At 62.8% G+C, this 19047-nt stretch carries 18 protein-coding genes, 1 tRNA gene and 2 rRNA genes (1 of these 21 cut by a window edge); 6 read left to right on the forward strand and 15 right to left on the reverse strand.

Annotation, left to right across the window (positions count from 1 at the left end):
• The 4 genes from JHW45_RS03590 to JHW45_RS03605 all read left to right on the forward strand — a co-directional run.
• Nucleotides 1-2092 (forward strand): 23S ribosomal RNA (locus JHW45_RS03590); it begins 743 nt to the left of the window's first position.
• An 83-nt stretch (nucleotides 2093-2175) separates the two neighbouring features.
• Nucleotides 2176-2290, forward strand: a 5S ribosomal RNA gene (rrf, locus tag JHW45_RS03595).
• A 66-nt stretch (nucleotides 2291-2356) separates the two neighbouring features.
• Nucleotides 2357-2433: transfer RNA gene (locus tag JHW45_RS03600), tRNA-Met, on the forward strand.
• A 223-nt stretch (nucleotides 2434-2656) separates the two neighbouring features.
• Nucleotides 2657-3391, forward strand: coding sequence for a BglII/BstYI family type II restriction endonuclease (locus tag JHW45_RS03605; protein ID WP_272859589.1), 735 nt, complete (start codon nucleotides 2657-2659; stop codon nucleotides 3389-3391).
• Between the two features lies 1 nt (nucleotide 3392).
• On the opposite strand, the gene JHW45_RS03610 is transcribed toward JHW45_RS03605, so the two are convergent.
• The 12 genes from JHW45_RS03610 to JHW45_RS03670 form a co-directional block, all read right to left on the reverse strand.
• Nucleotides 3393-3860: a type II toxin-antitoxin system VapC family toxin gene (locus JHW45_RS03610; RefSeq protein ID WP_272859590.1), complete on the reverse strand. Its 468-nt coding sequence runs from the start codon at nucleotides 3858-3860 to the stop codon at nucleotides 3393-3395.
• The gene (locus JHW45_RS03615) at nucleotides 3857-4948 is read right to left on the reverse strand and encodes a hypothetical protein (protein ID WP_272859591.1); all 1092 of its coding nucleotides are present in this window, start codon (nucleotides 4946-4948) and stop codon (nucleotides 3857-3859) included. The genes JHW45_RS03610 and JHW45_RS03615 overlap by 4 nt, the downstream gene beginning before the upstream one ends.
• A gap of 80 nt (nucleotides 4949-5028) precedes the next feature.
• Nucleotides 5029-5733 carry an MT-A70 family methyltransferase gene (locus JHW45_RS03620; protein ID WP_272860527.1) on the reverse strand — a complete coding sequence of 235 codons (705 nt, stop codon included), beginning with the start codon at nucleotides 5731-5733 and terminating at the stop codon, nucleotides 5029-5031.
• A gap of 448 nt (nucleotides 5734-6181) precedes the next feature.
• Complete coding sequence (locus JHW45_RS03630; RefSeq protein WP_272859593.1) at nucleotides 6182-6433, reverse strand: hypothetical protein; 252 nt, start codon at nucleotides 6431-6433, stop codon at nucleotides 6182-6184.
• A complete protein-coding gene (locus tag JHW45_RS03635; RefSeq protein ID WP_272859594.1) occupies nucleotides 6433-7107 on the reverse strand; it encodes a YcbK family protein in 675 nt (224 codons plus the stop codon). Before JHW45_RS03635 ends, JHW45_RS03630 begins: the two co-directional genes overlap by 1 nt.
• Before the next feature lie 97 nt (nucleotides 7108-7204).
• Nucleotides 7205-7492 (reverse strand): DUF6127 family protein, encoded by a 288-nt coding sequence (locus JHW45_RS03640; RefSeq protein ID WP_272859595.1) that lies wholly within the window; start codon nucleotides 7490-7492, stop codon nucleotides 7205-7207.
• Nucleotides 7489-8565, reverse strand: a complete 1077-nt coding sequence (locus JHW45_RS03645; protein ID WP_272859596.1) for a DUF2793 domain-containing protein — start codon at nucleotides 8563-8565, stop codon at nucleotides 7489-7491. Before JHW45_RS03645 ends, JHW45_RS03640 begins: the two co-directional genes overlap by 4 nt.
• An 18-nt stretch (nucleotides 8566-8583) precedes the next feature.
• The gene (locus JHW45_RS03650; protein WP_272859597.1) at nucleotides 8584-12549 is read right to left on the reverse strand and encodes a baseplate multidomain protein megatron; all 3966 of its coding nucleotides are present in this window, start codon (nucleotides 12547-12549) and stop codon (nucleotides 8584-8586) included.
• Between the two features lie 12 nt (nucleotides 12550-12561).
• A complete protein-coding gene (locus JHW45_RS03655; RefSeq protein ID WP_272859598.1) occupies nucleotides 12562-12996 on the reverse strand; it encodes an NlpC/P60 family protein in 435 nt (144 codons plus the stop codon).
• Entirely contained in the window at nucleotides 12993-13877 is an 885-nt protein-coding gene (locus JHW45_RS03660; protein ID WP_272859599.1) for a DUF2163 domain-containing protein, read from the reverse strand. The genes JHW45_RS03655 and JHW45_RS03660 overlap by 4 nt, the downstream gene beginning before the upstream one ends.
• Nucleotides 13874-14500: a DUF2460 domain-containing protein gene (locus tag JHW45_RS03665; RefSeq protein ID WP_272859600.1), complete on the reverse strand. Its 627-nt coding sequence runs from the start codon at nucleotides 14498-14500 to the stop codon at nucleotides 13874-13876. Before JHW45_RS03665 ends, JHW45_RS03660 begins: the two co-directional genes overlap by 4 nt.
• A gap of 18 nt (nucleotides 14501-14518) precedes the next feature.
• Nucleotides 14519-16702, reverse strand: coding sequence for a phage tail tape measure C-terminal domain-containing protein (locus JHW45_RS03670; RefSeq protein ID WP_272859601.1), 2184 nt, complete (start codon nucleotides 16700-16702; stop codon nucleotides 14519-14521).
• Between the two features lie 69 nt (nucleotides 16703-16771).
• On the opposite strand from JHW45_RS03670, the gene JHW45_RS03675 reads away from it, so the two are divergent.
• Both JHW45_RS03675 and JHW45_RS03680 read left to right on the forward strand, forming a co-directional pair.
• Nucleotides 16772-16984 (forward strand): AbrB/MazE/SpoVT family DNA-binding domain-containing protein, encoded by a 213-nt coding sequence (locus JHW45_RS03675; RefSeq protein ID WP_166331314.1) that lies wholly within the window; start codon nucleotides 16772-16774, stop codon nucleotides 16982-16984.
• Nucleotides 16985-17365: a type II toxin-antitoxin system VapC family toxin gene (locus JHW45_RS03680; RefSeq protein WP_272859602.1), complete on the forward strand. Its 381-nt coding sequence runs from the start codon at nucleotides 16985-16987 to the stop codon at nucleotides 17363-17365.
• Here the strand turns inward: JHW45_RS03680 and JHW45_RS03685 are convergent.
• Genes JHW45_RS03685 through JHW45_RS03695 form a run of 3 tightly spaced genes read right to left on the reverse strand, consistent with a single transcriptional unit; the run spans nucleotide 17355 to nucleotide 18977 of the window.
• Entirely contained in the window at nucleotides 17355-17528 is a 174-nt protein-coding gene (locus JHW45_RS03685; RefSeq protein ID WP_272859603.1) for a DUF7697 family protein, read from the reverse strand. The genes JHW45_RS03680 and JHW45_RS03685 overlap by 11 nt on opposite strands.
• 56 nt (nucleotides 17529-17584) lie before the next feature.
• Nucleotides 17585-18034: a hypothetical protein gene (locus tag JHW45_RS03690; protein WP_272859604.1), complete on the reverse strand. Its 450-nt coding sequence runs from the start codon at nucleotides 18032-18034 to the stop codon at nucleotides 17585-17587.
• Between the two features lie 4 nt (nucleotides 18035-18038).
• Entirely contained in the window at nucleotides 18039-18977 is a 939-nt protein-coding gene (locus JHW45_RS03695) for a phage tail tube protein (RefSeq protein WP_272859605.1), read from the reverse strand.
• Nucleotides 18978-19047 lie beyond the last annotated feature (70 nt).

Consider the following 19047-nt stretch of genomic DNA (forward strand, 5'->3'; position numbering starts at 1 on the left):
CCAACTGGAGGGCCGAACCCACTCCTGTTGAAAAAGGACGGGATGACTTGTGCCTAGGGGTGAAAGGCCAATCAAACTCGGAGATAGCTGGTTCTCCGCGAAAGCTATTTAGGTAGCGCCTCGGACGTATCCTCTCGGGGGTAGAGCACTGCATGGATGATGGGGGCCCACAGCCTTACTGAGTCTAAGCAAACTCCGAATACCGAGAAGGACTATCCGGGAGACACACGGCGGGTGCTAACGTCCGTCGTGGAGAGGGAAACAACCCTGACCAACAGCTAAGGCCCCCAATTCGTGGCTAAGTGGGAAAGCATGTGAGACTTCCAAAACAACCAGGAGGTTGGCTTAGAAGCAGCCATCCTTTAAAGATAGCGTAACAGCTCACTGGTCTAATCAAGAGGTCTTGCGGCGAAGATGTAACGGGGCTCAAGCCACGAGCCGAAGCTTTGGATGCATCCTTCGGGATGCGTGGTAGCGGAGCGTTCTGTGATATAGGACGCTGCCTCTTCTGTCCTTCGGGCCAGCGGAGGCAATGTTCTGACTGTGAAGCCGGGCCGTGAGGCAGCCGGTGGAGTGATCAGAAGTGAGAATGTTGACATGAGTAGCGACAAACAGGGTGAGAGACCCTGTCGCCGAAAGTCCAAGGGTTCCTGCTTAAAGCTAATCTGAGCAGGGTAAGCCGGCCCCTAAGGCGAGGCCGAAAGGCGTAGTCGATGGGAACCAGGTTAATATTCCTGGGCCAGGAGATGGTGACGGATCGCAGGGGTAGTTCTTCCTTATCGGATTGGAAGGGCTGCTGAGCGGTTCCTGGAAATAGCCCTCCACAAGACCGTACCCTAAACCGACACAGGTGGACTGGTAGAGAATACCAAGGCGCTTGAGAGAACCACATTTAAGGAACTCGGCAAAATACCTCCGTAAGTTCGCGAGAAGGAGGCCCCGTTGGCAGGCAACTGTCGGCGGGGGGCACAAACCAGGGGGTGGCGACTGTTTACTAAAAACACAGGGCTCTGCGAAGTCGCAAGACGACGTATAGGGTCTGACGCCTGCCCGGTGCCGGAAGGTTAAAAGGAGAGGTGCAAGCCTTGAATTGAAGCCCCGGTAAACGGCGGCCGTAACTATAACGGTCCTAAGGTAGCGAAATTCCTTGTCGGGTAAGTTCCGACCTGCACGAATGGCGTAACGACTTCCCCGCTGTCTCAAATGTGGACTCAGCGAAATTGAATTGTCTGTGAAGATGCAGACTTCCCGCGGTTAGACGGAAAGACCCCATGCACCTTTACTACAGCTTCGCACTGGCATCAGGATTGCGATGTGCAGGATAGGCGGTAGGCTTTGAAGCGGGGACGCCAGTTCCCGTGGAGCCATCCTTGAGATACCGCCCTTCGCACTCTTGATGTCTAACCGCGGTCCGTCATCCGGATCCGGGACCCTGCGTGGCGGGTAGTTTGACTGGGGCGGTCGCCTCCCAAACAGTAACGGAGGCGCGCGAAGGTTGGCTCAGAGCGGTCGGAAATCGCTCGTTGAGTGCAATGGCAGAAGCCAGCCTGACTGCGAGACTGACAAGTCGAGCAGAGTCGAAAGACGGCCATAGTGATCCGGTGGTCCCGAGTGGAAGGGCCATCGCTCAACGGATAAAAGGTACGCTGGGGATAACAGGCTGATGATGCCCAAGAGTCCATATCGACGGCATCGTTTGGCACCTCGATGTCGGCTCATCTCATCCTGGGGCTGGAGCAGGTCCCAAGGGTACGGCTGTTCGCCGTTTAAAGAGGTACGTGAGCTGGGTTTAGAACGTCGTGAGACAGTTCGGTCCCTATCTGCCGTGGGTGTTGGATACTTGAGAGGAGTTGCCCCTAGTACGAGAGGACCGGGGTGAACGTTCCACTGGTGGACCTGTTGTCGTGCCAACGGCAGTGCAGGGTAGCTATGAACGGACAGGATAACCGCTGAAGGCATCTAAGCGGGAAGCCCCCCTCAAAACAAGGTATCCCTTGAGAGCCGTGGAAGACCACCACGTCGATAGGCCGGAGATGTACGCGCAGCAATGCGTTCAGTTGACCGGTACTAATGGCTCGATTGGCTTGATTTGATCCGGAAGAAGCAGGACTTCTTCCAAAAGCATCCTTGGACAACATCTCCCGAAAGGGAAACGCCGATCCGTCTCTTTCCCGGTCTGGTGGCTTTAGCACGAGCAAAACACCCGATCCCATCCCGAACTCGGCCGTTAAGTGCCGTAGCGCCAATGGTACTGCGTCTCAAGACGTGGGAGAGTAGGTCACCGCCAGACCTGGAAAGACACGGATAAAATCCCTCCGAAACGATGAAAACAAACGCGCAACCAGCGCAACCCTGTCGCGGGGTAGAGCAGCCCGGTAGCTCGTCAGGCTCATAACCTGAAGGTCGTAGGTTCAAATCCTACCCCCGCAACCAAATCCCCCAAACAAATCAAATACTTGGATGCCGACCAAAACAGTCTGGCACCCCCATCCCAACTTTACATCAACGCCACATCAACGTTTGCGAAGACGGGTAGCGCCAAGCGAGTTCTGCCGTTGAGTCAGGCCTCAATGTATGGGCTTCGGGGGCTCCAACAAACCTAGATCTTTGTTTGCTCTCCTGCTACGCACTCCCGCGGGGCTGATTGGAGAGAAAGATGTTAGAGGTGTTGCGGGATCGCGGCTTTGATATAGCTATCCGCAACCATGCTGGCGCCATTCTTTCAGTCGACTTTCCCGAGATTGCAGATGAGCTCGAGCAAGCTTTGCTGTCGGTTAGCATTCCGGCCGAGGAACTGATAAAATCTGGCGGGGGTGAGGCCCAGTCGACGCAGCGTCTGCGTCGCACCCTATACGACGCTGGTTGGCCGAAGCACAATTTCAGCTTCCGGCTGATCGTTGATGGGACCGAGACCGTAGCCAATAGCCATGAAATTGACCATGTGCGGCGGGCAGAGGCGGGAACTATTGCCTGTGAAATAGAATGGAACAACAAAGATCCATTTTATGACAGGGACTTAGAGAATTTTCAGCGCCTGCACAGCCAATCTGCGATATCCGTAGGTGTGCTCATAACCCGAGGCGCCAGCCTACAGGATGCCTTGCCAGGCCTTGTAGAACGTTGCATTCAGAAGCACGGTTTCATTGATGAAGCGGAAATGGTTGCGACCCTCGAAATGAAGGATCGCACAGTTCGTCAGCGCCAACAGGTGCAACGGCTGATGAACCAGCAAATTCCCTTTGCTCATGCCTTTGCCAGACACTTCGTCAGTGATAAATTTGGCCCTGCGACGACACACTGGCGAAAGCTTGAGGACCGCATCAGCCGAGGCGTCGGCAATCCATGCCCATTGCTGTTGATCGGTCTACCCGAATCTGTGATCGTAGAGTAAATTATCCACCGGGCAGGTCGACAAAATCATCGGCTTGGGGCGGTCCTGCAATATTCGCGGGCGGTGGCTGCAATAGCAAAGCATCAGGGAAATATTTGATGATGTCTTTCGGGTTGGCAGTCATCAGCGGTATGCCTTCAGCCACGGCGATGGCACCTACGATGAAATCGGGCACAACCCCCTCTTTAAATTGACCGTGTTTCTGCGCCTTGTACTTAAGATAGGCACGGCCAGCTAAGAAATGCGCTTGGTCAGAAGTCGAGATCCTTTCGATGCCCAGACGCACCAACGCTTCATTTAGCTCGGCCGGGCTAGGAAACGCCATTAGCGCCTCACAATAGATGATATCTGAAATGATTGTAGGCCCCTCTAACCGACGCTCGGCAATCATATTAACCGCCCACTGATGGAAGGCATGTTCGTCTTTTAAGAGGGCGCTTATGACGTTGGTGTCGAGGAGCGTGGTCATTTTTCCCTCGTATCATCGAGCAGTTCCTCGATCGAGATGGTTGGTCGGATACCTCTCTCATTTAGGTCGGCAAGTGCCCAGTCGGTTCGGCTTCTCACGAACTCAGCCTCGTCGAAGTCATCGAGTTCGTCCGGAGTGATAACGTCAAACCCAGCCAGACGCGCCAGTTCTGTGCATGAAGGAGGTATGCTTTTCAGGAGACGGGGATTGGTGAGATGAACAGCGCCTCGCGGTCGTGGATCGTTGGGCCGCGGCACCGCGTGATCAGGCATAAGCTCCAGCATCCGAGAGGCTACCGAGTCATCGGAGAGCCGTGAACGTCCCCCTAGTGCCCGGTATAGCCAGACCAGTCGCTTCATCGCTAGGTCCTTCTCTATTGTCCGTCCTCCGGTCAGCGACCGGAAATCACTTTTCTCAAGGAGGGATTGATATTGTTCAGGGCGACTATCCTCGCGCCGGGTTTGCGCATCTTCAACCAAGCGATCAAGCGCCAGAAACAGACAGTCGACCCACCACCGAGAAACTCTCTTCTCTGAGAAATCGCCGACATGGCCGATGTGAAGTAGGAAATTTAGATTCGTCGCGAGCTTCCGGGATGTTTCAGCTTGATAACGAGAATCGCCTTCAACAAATTTCTGAATATCGTCAGCTGTAATTTTCTGCTCGTCCCATCCAAGTTCTTTTGCGACTCGGTCACGAACATATGCGTTGGCCCACATGGCCGGGCGACGTTGATAAGGCTGTGAGCCTTTCCAGCGTCCTACATAACTAAAGATGAAGGCAAATAGCGCAACTCGGTCAAAGGCTGGATTATGATCCCACGATATCGCTTGGAATACCAGTTCGTCAGCAACGATCATATCCCGTCCACCTACGATCTTGTTGAACAGGAAGAAGTTTATGGGAATGTAGACAGGTCGGCCAGATTGCGCAATTCGGTCGCGGAACTCGTTGCGAGGAACGTCCTCCAGTCTATCCGCAAAGCCTGACCGGATAACAGCATGTAGCTCGGACAGACCAGATCCGCCTCCCCACGAGAAATTCTTCGTGAAACTGCCTGGGCGCCAGATTTCCTCTTGCCCGCTCACGACTAACTCCCGTACTGGCGAAAACAATCGGAAAATCCGACTGTTTCACAATAACCTCAAGATGATCTACGAGATCAAGCCTATTCAGCCGGCGTCGCGATGACGTCTGTGGCTGAGTTGTGTGAATAGGTCTTCCATGTGGGTTTGTAATCGTCGTCCGCCTGATTACCCCAGACCGTCCATCCCTTGCGCTTACCTCGACCAAATAGTTCGAGGTAGGGACCCCATGAGCAGCTTTCGATGATGTTGTACTGCTCGTCTGGCTTCCGGCTGTGTTCTCGCTTCCGGGTTTTAAGAAGATCCCCGTCAGGCTCGATCCGCGGGTCATCAGGGGCCGGTGCTTGGAGCAAGTTGACTTGGCTCCGGCCTGGCGAAAGAGTGCGAACGTCTTTTCCGCGCGTCCCGAACAGCAAGAGTTCAGTGACATTCCGAAAGTAGAACCCCACGCCGCGTCCATCCGGACCGCCGTCCTTCCGGATTTTCTCCCAGACAATGTGCGATTTGTATTCGAACCCCCAAGCCTTCAGGACATGCAGACCTTCAGGCAGCAAGGCATTCGGAACCCAAAGATAGCAGTGCGCGCGTGTGTCCAGATGTTTGGCTACGGGCAGGGCACATATGTCGTTAAGCTCTAGTGTCGGATATCTAGCCAGTCTCTTGTGCTCTGGAGCAACCTTGCCGGTCCGATTCTGGAATCTCCAAGGCGGATCGGCCATTATGCAGCCGAACTTCTGCCCGTTCAAAAAGGCGCTTAACTCGTCCGAAGCGCTCTTTACGTCCGCCATGCCTGTCTCCGAAAATCGCTTGTTGTAGTTGTTTTGGACGAGAGAAGCACAAGATGAGCCGGAAGTCCACGCCATCCGGGCCTGAATAGGCCTTTTCTGCTCTTCGCGCACCGTTGCTTCAAACACCTGCAGCGCAGTCTGACTAGGTGCACAATTGTGCCCATTTCCGGACGGGACAGGTCAGCCGCATCCATGCAACCATCCCCATGCAGCGAATCCCTACTGCTTTTTGACATCGTCAATCCCGTGCCGCGCCGGGTGGAACAGAGCCCACCCGGCCTATACTCTCTATGAAGCGCAGGCCCTTGCCTGCGCCCGCATGACGACATAATCTGCCATCATCCCGACCAGCGCCGCACCTTCGGACAGGGCCTCCAGCTCTGCAGCCGCCCGTTCCCGCACTACCTGATCGTAAGCCACGACCGGCGGACAGACCGCGCCGCCCGGATCAGAACCGCCCGTCGCGCAGGCGGTCAGCAAGCTCGTCGCGACCACGAGGGCGGTTACTGGATGCCTCCAGCATGCGGCGTTGGATGTCATTCTGGCGCTCCATTTGTTGCAGGCGTTCGGCGTGGCGGCCGGCGGTTTCACCGGCCCGCCGCAGGTTGAGGAGGAAGAGGAGGACCGTGCCGATCAGCGCGATCCCGATGGCGAGGCGCCGCGCCCAGCGCGACGCCAGCAGTGCAGCGAGGGCGCCCATCACCGCCGCCCCCGGTTCCAGTCATCCAGCCGGGCCCAGACCGTCAGGCCGACTCCTGCCAGCGCCAGGGCGATGAAGGCCCATCGCAGCGTGTCGAGATAGGGGATCAGCGGCTGGATGGCCGATTGCGCATCGCCGAGCGTGTCCTGGGCGATCTCGATGCCCGCCGCGCCAACGGTCGCCAGCCCTGCCGCACCGCTGCCCTTCATGGTCCGGCTGTCCGCCAGATGTTCCCGCGCCGGTGGCTGATCCTCGGTGAAGGGAATGGCCCGGGCCGGAAAGGGCTCGCCCCAACGCCGGGCGGGGCCGAGATCGATATGGATGAAGCCGGATCGAGGATAGGTGCCAAAGCCCAGAAAGCCTTCGGCTCGCGCGGCCTTCTCGAAAGCCGCCGGATCGTGATTGGCCATGGAGATATCGAAGGCGATGCCCCCGAGGTGCTTCGAGTGTTTGGCACCGCCGACGCGCCGGTTATGATCGGGGCTGCGATAGGCAGAGTTCACGATCAGCGGCTTGCCGAGGCGGCTGCGCAGAGCCTGCAGCCGGTCGAGGGCCGGCTCAACGATCAGGATCGATCCGGTGCCGCGGCAGGCGATTTCGGCGGGCGAGAAATTCGGCCAGCGCCAGCTGTCTTTCGGCACGTCGCGCCAATGGTGGTAGAAACGGGTGGTCATGAGGATCCTCCGGATACGAAAAAAAAGCCCGCCGGATGGGCGGGCCGTGGGGTGAATGGGTCTGCGAGGGGTGCGGCGGCGATTGCCGTCCAGCGGATCAGCCGCCGTCGCCGAAGAGTTTCAGCTTCAGGGCAATCCCGGCCAGCAGGGTCAGAATCAACCCGGCGGTCAGCATGCGAATGACGGTCTGGGCGGCAGTGCGGCGCAGGAGGCGGATGCCTTCCAGGAGCGCTCGCAGGTCACGGATATCGAGCGCGGCTTCTTTGCCATCGAGCCCGGCATCGACCAAAGCCCGACGCGCCCCTTCCTGTGCCGCCCGGGCCAGCAGTTCTTCGAATTCGCTCTCGCTCATCTGCAACATGTCGTCGAGACGTTTGGGTGTCATCCGATCTTCGCTCCCCAGAATGTGGTGTGGTCGGCTGCGAAATACCCATCCGCCGCGCGGAATGTGCCCTGCAGCGCGACGGTGTCGCCTGCGTCGAGACTGGCTATGGTCTGCAACCAGAGGGCGGTGGCTTCGGAGACATGCGCGCTGGAAATCTCGCCGAATGAGCCCCGGATCTCGGTCGATCCGTTCAGGACCAGCCGCCCGCGCATCCGGGCGCTGGTATTGGCGTTGATCTTGTAGAGCTGCGATGCGCCGAAGAGATAGGTGCCCGCGACCGGCGCAACGAAACGGTTGGTCGCGGCATCGAAGCAGCCCTGGTCGTTGTATTCGGCCACATTGATGCCGAGGGTGGTCCAGCTGTCGGTGGCAGCATAGTTGTCGTAATTCGTATAAGCCTTGAAGCGCGGCAGGTTCGGCTGGTCTGCGATGCCGGTGGCCGGATCGACGCCCAGCGCATCGCGGAAACTGCTGCCATCGGGCGAGACCGCAATCCGCAGCTGGTCCGACCCGAACATCCCGATCAAGGCCCGGGTGGAAAACCCGGTCTGCAGGATCAGCCCGGCATCGTCACTGCCCGTTTCCCGGTTCAGAATCTGGGTCAGATCGCCGCTGCCGCCATCGGCCACATAAAGCGCGGTCCAGAGGGCGCTGTTCAGCTTGGCCGAGAAGGGCGCGCTCGCGCTCGCCGCCATGCCGATGCCGATGCGTGTCAGATCCTTGAGGGCTGTCGGGACCATCGGCTTCCAGACGGTACCGTTCCGGACCAGCAACACCGCCTCATCCTCGACCCATGCCCGCCAGCCAGATCGCGGCGGCAGGCGCAGCCAGGCACCGTCGGTCCAGAGGGCCACGTTCAGATCCCACCCGGCCCAGCCGCCCGTCGCGCCGGAAGCGACGATATAACGGTCTCCATCGGCGGGGCTTGCCGGTGGTGCAGTCTGGCCGCGGCTCTTGACCGACAGCTGGACCAGCCCGTCGAGCAGGCGCAGGGCCTCGTTATGGGTGACGTGCTTCTGGGCCTGCGCTGCCATGAGATATGGCAGCAGCAGGTTTGTCGTGTTGTCGGACATCTTTGGGGTTCCCGGTCGTCAGAGATAAAGCGTGCTGGTGATGGAGGTGCCGCGACCGATGCGAGTGGGAAGCTGGCAGATCCGGATCGTCAGGCTGTCGCCCGGCGCCAGTCCGGCGCCCCAGTCGGCAATCTGCTGGGCGGCGGTGTAGGTGACCGAGGGCGCATTGCTGGTCAGGGTGCGTTTGACAGCAGTGCCGTCAAGGATCCGGACCTCATAGCTTTCCTGTTCTTCGGCCATGGGCACTTCCATGCCCTGCCAGCTGTCGGCGGCGAGCGAGCGAGACCGGCGTTTCCAGCGGAGGATCAGATCGCCCGGCGCGTGGGGCTGCCGCCATGGCTGAGTGACATGGACCGGCGAGAACGGCCGCAGCCCCTCGCCCTCAGGGGTGAAACTGAGCGCGGTGAAGGTATCGCTGCTGACCGGGTGGCGGGCAGGGCCGATGCGCCAGTTGAACGGAATGCCCAAATCCGACTCCGTGATTGGCAGCGGGGTCAGTGCCTCGTTCAACAGCACCACGCGCGCCCCGGCCAGGGTTGGATTGCCCATCGCATGTTCCGTGCCGCGTTGGCCGCGCAGGAGCCGGGTCAGCCGGTACCGTCCCGGCGCGATCAGCTCGGCATCTCCCGCTTGGACGATCTCCCAGCGCCTTGGCGCCGTTTCGACGGCCAGCGCATTGGCACCGCCAAACAGGGCCAGATCGCTGACGCTGTCCAGCTGGCCGCTCGCCAGATCGAGGATCAGCACATTGCCCATGTCGAAGCGAGAGGTCGGACCGGGCCAGAGGTCCGAGACCAGACGCCCGAGATTGGCGCGACGCCGGACTGTGGTCACCAGTTCAAACCCATCGGTGCTGGGGCTGCGATACACCGCCAGCGAACCGGGCCATGGTTTTGCCGTGGCGGCGATCAGCGGCTGATGCGCCGGAACACCATCACGAAGCTGGGGCAAATCGAGCAGGATCACCTCTGGCGGTCCGAATGTGATTGTGCGGGGCAGGGTAGCCGGTCGCTCGGCGCCGGGTGGCAGATCATAGGCCTCGCGGTCCTGTCGCACTGCCTCGATACCGCGCGCCTCGGCATCGGCGACGGCCGTAAGGCGGAACTGTTGAATGCGCCCATCGTGATCCAGCGCGATGACATCGGCCGGGGCCAGCGCCAGCCGCGAGGGCGGCAGGCGGAAGACGGCGCTTTCGCGGCCCGCCCAGGCTTCCTGCAGGGCGCGGCGGCAGCGGCGTTCGGCCTCTTCCGGCGGCACCGCCATCGGAAAACTCTCCGAGGCGATGCGGCTGGTGTCGACGGTGATGCGCGATGCCTCGACCTGCGCCGCGTCATAGTCTTCATCGGCCCGCGCCACCTGCCATTTGAGCGCCTGCGGCAGCTCGGTCTCCTGGGCGCGGGTCAGCTCGATCGCCTCGCCGTCGGTGTTGCCCGCGACCAGATCGTCATGGGCGAGGGTGACGACGGGCGTCCGGCCGCGCATTATGAAGCGAATCACGCCTTCGCTTTCGACCACATCGAAGCCGAAATGCCGGGCCAGCGTGGTGATCGAGGCGCGCGGGCTTTCGAGCGCGGTGATGGCATAGCCCTCGACCGCACCCCAGAGTCCTGTGACATCGATGCGGGCGTCCGGCAGCCCGGCGCGGCGGCAAAGGTGACGGACAAGGGCAGCGAGCGAGACCGCGCCCAGCCGCCCGGTCAGCCAATGCCCGAGACGCCAGTTCGCGCCATCGGTCCAGACATCGCTCAGCGCCGGAAAGAAGGGATAGGGCCGGGCATCCCAAGTCCAGGCGGCGCATTCCGAAACCTCGACCATGCCGCCTGCATATTCCGTCGAGATGGGATTGTTCGCGGCTGTGCCCCAGAAGAGATATGACGCCTCGAGATAAGCGCGCTGAATGGCATCGTCGCGCCAGCCGCGCGAAAAATGCGGCACGAAGCTTTCCGATGACTTCGGGTCATAGAAGACATTGGGCTGGTTGGTGCCGCGGTCGATGGCCGGGCAGCCGAGTTCGGTGAAGCGGATCGGTTTGGACTGCGGCACCCATGCGGTCGGCGTTGCGGCCTCGACGCCGCCCAGTCGATCATAGTGCGGGTTCGACCACCAGCCCAGAAGATCCTTGGGCCGGAACACCCACGCCTTGCCTTGCGCACCGTCGGTGATCGGGGTCCGGATCTGCGCCGCGCGGTCGGCCTCCGTGGCATAGAACCAGTCGAACCCCTCGCCGCCCGCGATGTTCGATTGCAGATAGGCGCGGTCATGGATGGCGGGCCAGCCAGCCTTCGCGTCAAGGTGATCGAAGCCGTCCCGCCAGTCCGAGAGCGGCAGGTAATTGTCTATGCCGATGAAGTCGACGTTCTCGTCCGCCCAGAGCGGATCGAGATGGAAATGGACATCGCCGCTGCCATCCTGCGGCTGATGCCCGAAATATTCCGACCAGTCGGCGGCATAGCTGATCTTCGTGCCCGGCCCGAGGATGGCGCGCACATCGGCGGCCAGTGCCCGAAACGCCGCGACGGCCGGATAGCTGTTCCCGCTTGCCCGGATCGTGGTCAGCCCGCGCAGCTCCGATCCGATCAGGAAGGCATCGACCCCGCCTGCCGCCGCGCAGAGATGGGCGTAATGCAGCACCATGCGGCGCAGCCCATGATCGCCGGGATCGCCCGCCCAGCGCACCTCGTCGCCGGTGACAGTGAAATCCGACGGCGAAGCGCTGCCGAAAAACGCCGCGACTTGATCTGCCGCAACCTCCGTCTTGTCGGCGCTCCCGGCCTGCCCAGCTGCGGGCGCACAGGTGATCCGGCCGCGCCAGGGGAAAGCGGGCTGGCCGATCCCGGCCGCATGCTCCGAGTAGGGGTCCGGCAGGACATTGCCCGGCGGCACATCCATGAGGATGAAGGGATAGAAGGTGACCCGCAGCCCGCGCGCCTTCATCTCCCGAATCGCCTGCACCACCGCGAAATCGGCCGGCGTGCCGCCATAGACGGGACGATCTTCCCGATCACGGCTGACCAGATGCGCCTGATCGCGGCTGATGCCGCTGACCGACCAGAGGCGTGGGCTGCTTGCCTTCTCGACCACCTCGACGCCCGGTCGGACGATGCAATTTCCGCAGCGCAGGTCATTGCCGAACCAGGCCACGACCAGACTGACGCTTTCCACCTTCGGGGCCATGGCCTGCAGCCGGTCCAGCGCCACGATCATGTCCGGGCTGCCGGGCATGGCGTTCAAGTTCTCAGCCGCGCTGTCGCCATTGCCGCCCTTGCGGAACGGATCGGTCGCATAGGTGAACTCGCCCGAGGCCGGGATCAGGGTGACGGCGCGGGTCAGCCCCTCTGCGGTATCCGGATCGGCGAGCGGCCGGAATACTTCGAAGGAGAGCTGGGGCAGGCGATTGCCGTAATCACCCAGCGGCAGATCCTCGAAGACGACATAGGCGGTGCCGCGAAAGGCGGGGGTGGACTCCACGCCGATGGTGGCTGCGATGAAGGGATCCGGGGTCTGGGTCTCTGACCCAGGATACCAGCGCCAGGTAGTACCTGACGTATCCAAAGGCTTGCCATCGGCCCAGATGCGCCCGATGCCGGTAATCTCGCCTTCACACAAGGCGACCGCGAAGGACGCATAATAGAGATATTCGGTCGTCTCGACCTTCGGCCCGCCGCCCTTGCCGCCGCCCTGACGGCTGGTGCGGGTCTCCTCGCGGAAATCCGTGGCCCAGACGATGTTCCCCCCCATGCGCATGCGACCGAACACGCGCGGGATCACCGCGCCCTCGGTCGAGGCAGTGATGCGCAGATTGTCGAGCCGCGCGCCTTCGATGCTCTGGGCCGGGGCGAGCGAGGAGACGATCCAGCCGTCCACGGCCGCGCCGATGGTGGAACCGATCATGCCGCCGATGGCGGCGCCGGAAAATCCGAGGATTGCGCCGCCAAAGCCACCGCCAATCGTGGCGCCGACCGAGGCCAGAACTAAGGTTGCCATAGCGAGGGGCTTTCAGATGCTGGGGAAGAGGAAGGCGAAAGCGATGCGGCGGCGCCATGCACAGGTCAGCGGTTCTTCGATCACGCCGAGCCGCTCATAGGCATGGATGAAGCGGTCCGGCGCGGTCAGGATGCCGACATGTTTGGCGATGGCGCCGGTGCGCATACGAAACAGGACCAGCGCGCCGGGTCCGGCATCCGCGACCGACACCTCGATCATCATCCGCCGCGCGCCCTCGGCCAGCACCTCGCGGGTGCCGGTCTCACCCCAGTCGCGGCTATAGGGCTGGATGGGGAAAGGTTCCTCGCCGACCACTTCCCGCCAGACGCCGCGCGCCAGTCCGAGGCAATCGCAGCCGACGCCCCGGAGGCTGGCCTGATCGTGATAGGGGGTGCCCAGCCAGCCGCGCGCGGCGGCGATGATGCGGTCGGGATCGGCAGGCCTCACAACACGCCCCCGTCATGACCGCCATCCTGTGAGGCATAGCGCAGAATAGTGTCCTGGCCGGGGATGTGTGGAAAACCCCGGAAATTGACCACATTCCCGAATTTGCCGCCGCAAGTGGCGATGCGCTTGTCGCAGCCCGCCCGGACGGTGAAGCCGTCGCCCGCGCCGATGGGTCGGATCGGCGCTTCCAGAAGCGTGATGACGGCAATGCCATCGCTGCGGTCATGGGCCAGAACCTCCGCGCGGCGACCGGCATTGGGGCCGGTAGTCCATGTGAGCGTGCCGAAGCGGAACCAGCCGGGCGCAAAGCTGGCGATGCCGGATGCGGTGAACGCCCGGTCGCGCAACCCATCGATCACGATGCCGGTGCCCCGATAGGCTGGATCCTCCAGATCGACGCCGCAGCGCGCATCGCCCAGCGCGGCGTCGCAGCTGGCCTGAAAGGTCCGCCCGACGGTCTGGCCGAGGAGATGCGACATCGAGCGGATCTCGGCTACGAAGGCATATCGCCCGCGCCGGATCTGGCCGATGGCGCCGCGCCGCAACAGCAGCCGCTGCGTAGGGCTGGCCCAGTTCACCCGCCAGAGTTCCACTTCGGCATTGTCCCAGCGTCCATCGAGAATATCGGCCTCGGTGATCCGGTCCGAGCGCAGCGCGCCCGCCGCGTCCTGCGCATCGACAGAGAGATCGGCGCCGGAGCGGATCTCGCTGGCCGTCAAGCCGCTTTCCGGCTCGAACTCCGTGCCGTCGAAAGCCAGCAGCCGGTCATGGTCGGTGAATCCGAAAGATGTGCCATCGGTCCGGGTGATGCGCCAGCACCAGGCCAAAGTGGTTGTGCCGCTGTCGAGATGGGTCTGCAATGCGGGCGGGATCGTCTTCATCGCCGGATCTCCAGGAGCGGAATGGAGGTGATGGAGCCCAGGCGTTCGATATCCAGCGTGACGTCCAGCGCGTCGCTGTCGAAGCGGACTGGCACGTCGAATTCGAACCCGGCCGTGATGGCAACGCCGGTGGTGGGTGCCGTGTCGAAGCTGACGAGGCCGGTCTGGTGATCGACCGACCAGCCGACGGGCTGCGGGACGCCATTCAGGGCGATCTGGACCGTGCCCGCGACCGCCTTGGTGATCGCCCGGGTCCAGGACTGCCCGCCCGAGGCATAGCGTTTGACCAGCTGGAAATTGGTCGTGACACCATCGCCGGTCCCAATCTGCTGATCGGTCGGGGACGGTGTCCGGGAAGGAATAAAGGACCGATGATCGGCCCAGTCCTTGAACCGAAAGCCGTAAAGCCGTCCGTTCCGCGCCTCGAAAAAGGCCACCACCGCCGCCAGATCGTCGGCGCGACGGATGCCGTAGCTTACATCATAGCGCCGCCGACTGTTGGCCCAACTGGCGTTGCGCTCCTCGTCGCCCGAGGCAAGCTCGACGATCTGGGTGCGCCGCTCCGGCCCGCCGCGCGCGCCGCGACTGATATTGTCCGGAAACCGGACCTCGTGAAATGCCATGTTGCAAGAATCCTTGTATCAGAGGCCGCGCCGCCCCAGCGAGACGGCGCGGGCGATATCGGCGGCGATCTGGGTGCGGGACTGCCGAAAACTCTCGGCGTCGCGGGCATGGATGTTCACCGTGACGCCGTCGCCGTAATCCTGCGCCTCGCGGCGCGACAGCACGCGTTCCCCGCGCTGGAGGATCGCGGGCACCTCGTCATGGCGCAAGCCGACCATGCCGCCAGCATGCATGCGTGGTGCCCCGGCAAAGGCCAGCGCCGGGACCATGCGTGAGGGCGAGCCCGCACCAACCACCCCGCCCGTATGCATGATGCTGGCGAAGATTCCGCCTGCGCCGCCCAGCGCGCCGGAGAGCGCATTGGCGATTGGGCCGAGCAGAAATCTCCGGGCGGCGAGCTTCGACAGATCGGCCAGCAGCGAGGTGACCAGATCCCGGAAATCGAGCTTGCCGGTCTTCACGAACTCGCCGACCGCATTCTCGGCGCTCTGGAACGCCCCCACCAGCGCCTGGCCGATATCGGCACCGATGTCTTTCGCCTTCTTCGCATAGTCCGACAGCGCCTCGGTCACGGCCTTCCAGCCGGTCGCGGTGGCTTCAGTGGCGGGTTTTGCTTCTTCGACAGCCGCCTTGCCTGCGGCACCGGCCTCTTTGGCCGCTGCGCCCGCACCGGTTGCGGCCGCTTCCACCCCGCCCAACGCATCCTCGTAGCGCCCGGCGGCTTCGGTTGCGATGTCCAGCGCCGCGCCACCGGCATCATCCTCGCCACCCGACATCGCGGCACGCAGCGCCTCCATCGCCGGTCCGACCCCATCGAAGGCGGAAGCCCGGCTGGAACTGGCCCGGTCGCGATAGCGGCCTGCCATATGGGCGGAATTGCTGGCCGAATGTTCGAGCATCGAGGCACGGCCCAGCGCCTCGAAGACATCGATCCGCGTATCCGATCCGATCTCTTCCGCGACCTTGTTGAAGGTCGGCGCGATCATCCCCAGAAAATCTGCCCATTTCCCGGCCAGAAACGCCATCAGCCGGGTCCAGATCGCCTCCAGCTCCGATTGCATGGCCCGGAAATCGTCGACGAAAGACATGGCCGTGGTCTTGATGCCCTCCCAGACCACCTTCGCCACATCGCCCATCAGCGCCATGGCATTTCCGAAACCGCCCGCGCCTTTGACCAGCCTGGTGAACTGATAGACCAGCTCGCCCGCCCCGACGATCAGGGCGCCGATGCCGGTGCGGATCAGCGCCCCGCGCAGGACCACCAGCGCGGTGGCGAGGCCCCGGACCGACAGTGCAGCCGCCGCAAGCCCCGCCACCCAGCGCCCGGCCATGAAACCGGCGAAGCTGGCCGCATAGACGGACAGACGTCCGATCTGATCGAAGAGGCCGCTGATGGCCATCCCAAGCGGTCCGGTGCGGCTGGCCAGCGCGGCCATGGCATCGGCCACGGCCTCCAAGGCCGGGGCCGCGGCAACCGCCAGCTGGTTCGACAGACCCCGCCAGACGAGGCCCAGCCGAGAGATGGCGTCATTCGTCCGTTCGATCCGGTCGGCATCCTGTTCGGAGACCACCATGCCAAAGGCGCGGACATCCTCGGTGGCCTGCCGCAAGGTCGCGCTGTCGATGCGCGCCATGGCGATGGATCCTTCTTCGCCGAAGAGCTGCCCCGCCACAGCCGCACGCTGGGCGACTGGCACGAAATCGGCAATGGCGGCATTGATCGCCCCGACGCGCTGATCCAGCGGCAGGGCCAGTAGGTCAGCGGCGGTCAGCCCCAGCCGTTCCAGCGCATCCGCCGCCGGACCTCCGCCCGCCGCCGCCTGACTGAGCCGCCGGGTTAAATCCTTGGTCGCCTGTTCGATGCCGGACATGGACACGCCCGCCAGCTCTCCCGCGCGCTCCAGCTTCTGGATCGAGGCGACCGTGGTGCCGAGCGACTGGGCGAGCTTGGCCTGCGCATCGACCGTCTGGAGGCCCGACCGGACCATGGCGATGCCAGCGGCCGTGGCAGCGGCCACAGCTGCGGCAGCGGCCACCCCGACCTTGCGCGTGAAGCCGGCCATGCGCGCATTCGCGGCCTCCATCTCGCGTGAGAGCCGCCCAAAGCCGCGCGATCCCGCCTCGCCGACACCTTCCAACTCGGCACGCACCTGCCGACCGCCCACCGCCGCGAGGCGGACGCTGACGCGTTTTTCTGCCATGAAGGGATTCCTTGATCTTCCGCGATGCGCGTCTTACATTCTGTGCATCGATCAATGATGGGTATGACAATGGCCGAGACCGCGACCCTGTCCACGAAATTCCAGATTTCCATCCCCAAGGCGATCCGTGCCGCCCAGCACTGGGAGGCCGGGCTGACCTTCGCCTTCATCCCGAAAGGAACCGGGGTGCTGCTGGTGCCTGTCCCGAAGCGCGAGGCGTTGCGCGGGCTTGCGAAGGGCGCGAATGCCGAAGGCTACCGTGATCGCAAGGACCGCCACTGAATGATCCTCGTCGATACCTCTGCCTGGATCGAGTGGCTGATCGCCTCACCGACCGGTGACAAGCTGGCGGATCATCTGCCGGAACAGGGCGACTGGCTGGTGCCGACGATGGTGCAGCTGGAACTGGCGAAATGGCTGACCCGAGAGATCGGCGAGGACAAGGCCGATCAGGTCATTGCCTTTACCCAGATCTGTCAGGTCGTACCGCTCGATACCGAAACCGCGTTGGCAGCGGCCGAAGCCTGCCGCGCCTACAAGCTGGCCACGGCCGACGCGATCATCTTGGTCACCGCGCAGGCGCATGGCGCGCAACTTCTGACGTGTGACGCGCATTTCGAAGGACTGCCGGGAGTGATACTGGTTCCCAACGTCAAAAGCTGATCGCCCGTGACCCACTCGCGGCCATCTGTTCGTTCATCTTCCGGACCATCACCGCTTCGATAACCGGCAGAAGCTCAGCCGCCGCAGGGGCCGGGATGCCCAGCGCCGCCGCCAGTCCGAATGCGGCGTTCAGATCCCAGCCGATCACCGCGCCCGGCAGCACTCGCAGCTGACTGCCAAGGCGCCCGACAAGATCCCAGACCTGCCAACCCTCGAATGTCAGCGGCTGGTTTGCGCGACCCGGGCAGTCTTCGCAGCTTTGCATGCAGGCCGCGCAGTAGCTGTCGCCCCCACCGAAGGACCATTCGGCGAGGGCGCGGAGACTTTTTTTTCCTGTTCCAGCAGCAGGCCCTTGGAGACATAGACCAGCTGAAACGCCTCGAAGATCGGCCAGATGTCCAGGAGCGCATCGATGGCCTCAGGGCTCGGATCGATGGCATTCCCATCAGAATCGCCGACGCCATCCCAGTCCAGCACCGCGCGCCGCGCCAGCGCCTTGGCGAAGACTAGCGCCCGTTCTTCGTCGCTCGTCCCGTCCGGCACGGCTTCGACCTCCGGGTCGTTGCGGGTGGCGACCATCAGCGCGGTGGTCAGCGGGCGCAGCCGCACCCGGACGCCGGGCGCCAGATCGTGCCAGCGCGGTTCATTGCTCAGGTCCAAGGTCAGCATGGGTTCAATATTCCTCGCGGTCGTTGATCAGGGTGGCGGTGCACATGCGGCCAAGCGTGCTGGCCCTTGCCGCCTGCCAGTCGAATGTGGCCTGCACACCCTGCGGCCCGGAAATCTCGATCCGGGGGCGTGGCAGATAGACGGCATGGACGGTGAAGGCGAAACTCTCGCCCGAAGGCTGGGCATAGGAAAATTCCAGCGCGCAGGGATCACCATCAAGGGCCTGTGTGACCAGCGTGCTGTCCGAGAACCGCACCTCGATGGATCCGGTCAGCGCGGCGATGGACGGGTCGGCCCCATCGATGCGGCCATCGGCGCGGATGGTCTCGATCCGGTCGAGATTGTTGGCATAGCTGATCTGGGCCGAGACGACATTGCCCAGCGCCGCGCCGTTGCGGGTGATGGCACCGTTGAAATGGCCGAAACGCTTCAGATCGACGGGCGCGGGCGTGCCAGCGCTGCTTACGGTCCCGACCGTCTCGCCCTGCGCGACAAGCCGGGCGGTGGCGGTCAGGAGCCCCGAGCGCTGCATCTGCCAGCTGAGCTGATCCATCACGCAGCCGGAATACACGGCATATCGCGGCACCTCGGGCATGCCGGTCTCGATGGAGAGGCTGGGCAGCGTCCAGGCCCCCGAGCGGAACTCATGCGTCCATGGGCCGGTGCCGGTGGTAACCGGTTCCCCGAACGCCGCCTTCAGCCAGAACCCGAATGCTTCGGCATCGATCGGCACGACCACATCGCCATCGGCCGTCACCGCATCCTTGATCGGCGCCAGCGGATCGCGGCCATAACCCAAGAGTTCGGAGTTCAGAAGCGGCTGCTCCGCGCCAAGCGTCGTGCTGGCGAAAGGCATCTTCGTGAAGCCGCCCACCGGCGGCGTGCCATAGACGGTCTCGAAAGCAAGCGCCATTTGCGCCCGCGCCCCCTGGGCTCGTGCCATGAAAAGTCCTTTCGGTCGATGTCAGGTTAAGAAGGTTTGCGGCGCGCGGTTGCGGGTTCGGGCCACGTTC

Origin of the sequence: Paracoccus stylophorae (genome assembly GCF_028553765.1) — a bacterium.
Taxonomy (GTDB): domain Bacteria; phylum Pseudomonadota; class Alphaproteobacteria; order Rhodobacterales; family Rhodobacteraceae; genus Paracoccus; species Paracoccus stylophorae.

Excerpts from the sequence above, each read along its gene's own strand:
- JHW45_RS03605 (WP_272859589.1), top strand. The coding sequence starts at position 2,657 with ATGTTAGAGGTGTTGCGGGATCGCGGCTTTGATATAGCTATCCGCAAC.
- JHW45_RS03610 (WP_272859590.1), bottom strand. The coding sequence starts at position 3,860 with ATGACCACGCTCCTCGACACCAACGTCATAAGCGCCCTCTTAAAAGAC.
- JHW45_RS03620 (WP_272860527.1), bottom strand. The coding sequence starts at position 5,733 with ATGGCGGACGTAAAGAGCGCTTCGGACGAGTTAAGCGCCTTTTTGAAC.
- JHW45_RS03630 (WP_272859593.1), bottom strand. The coding sequence starts at position 6,433 with ATGGGCGCCCTCGCTGCACTGCTGGCGTCGCGCTGGGCGCGGCGCCTC.
- JHW45_RS03635 (WP_272859594.1), bottom strand. The coding sequence starts at position 7,107 with ATGACCACCCGTTTCTACCACCATTGGCGCGACGTGCCGAAAGACAGC.
- JHW45_RS03640 (WP_272859595.1), bottom strand. The coding sequence starts at position 7,492 with ATGACACCCAAACGTCTCGACGACATGTTGCAGATGAGCGAGAGCGAA.
- JHW45_RS03645 (WP_272859596.1), bottom strand. The coding sequence starts at position 8,565 with ATGTCCGACAACACGACAAACCTGCTGCTGCCATATCTCATGGCAGCG.
- JHW45_RS03650 (WP_272859597.1), bottom strand. The coding sequence starts at position 12,549 with ATGGCAACCTTAGTTCTGGCCTCGGTCGGCGCCACGATTGGCGGTGGC.
- JHW45_RS03660 (WP_272859599.1), bottom strand. The coding sequence starts at position 13,877 with ATGAAGACGATCCCGCCCGCATTGCAGACCCATCTCGACAGCGGCACA.
- JHW45_RS03665 (WP_272859600.1), bottom strand. The coding sequence starts at position 14,500 with ATGGCATTTCACGAGGTCCGGTTTCCGGACAATATCAGTCGCGGCGCG.
- JHW45_RS03670 (WP_272859601.1), bottom strand. The coding sequence starts at position 16,702 with ATGGCAGAAAAACGCGTCAGCGTCCGCCTCGCGGCGGTGGGCGGTCGG.
- JHW45_RS03675 (WP_166331314.1), top strand. The coding sequence starts at position 16,772 with ATGGCCGAGACCGCGACCCTGTCCACGAAATTCCAGATTTCCATCCCC.
- JHW45_RS03680 (WP_272859602.1), top strand. The coding sequence starts at position 16,985 with ATGATCCTCGTCGATACCTCTGCCTGGATCGAGTGGCTGATCGCCTCA.
- JHW45_RS03690 (WP_272859604.1), bottom strand. The coding sequence starts at position 18,034 with ATGCTGACCTTGGACCTGAGCAATGAACCGCGCTGGCACGATCTGGCG.
- JHW45_RS03695 (WP_272859605.1), bottom strand. The coding sequence starts at position 18,977 with ATGGCACGAGCCCAGGGGGCGCGGGCGCAAATGGCGCTTGCTTTCGAG.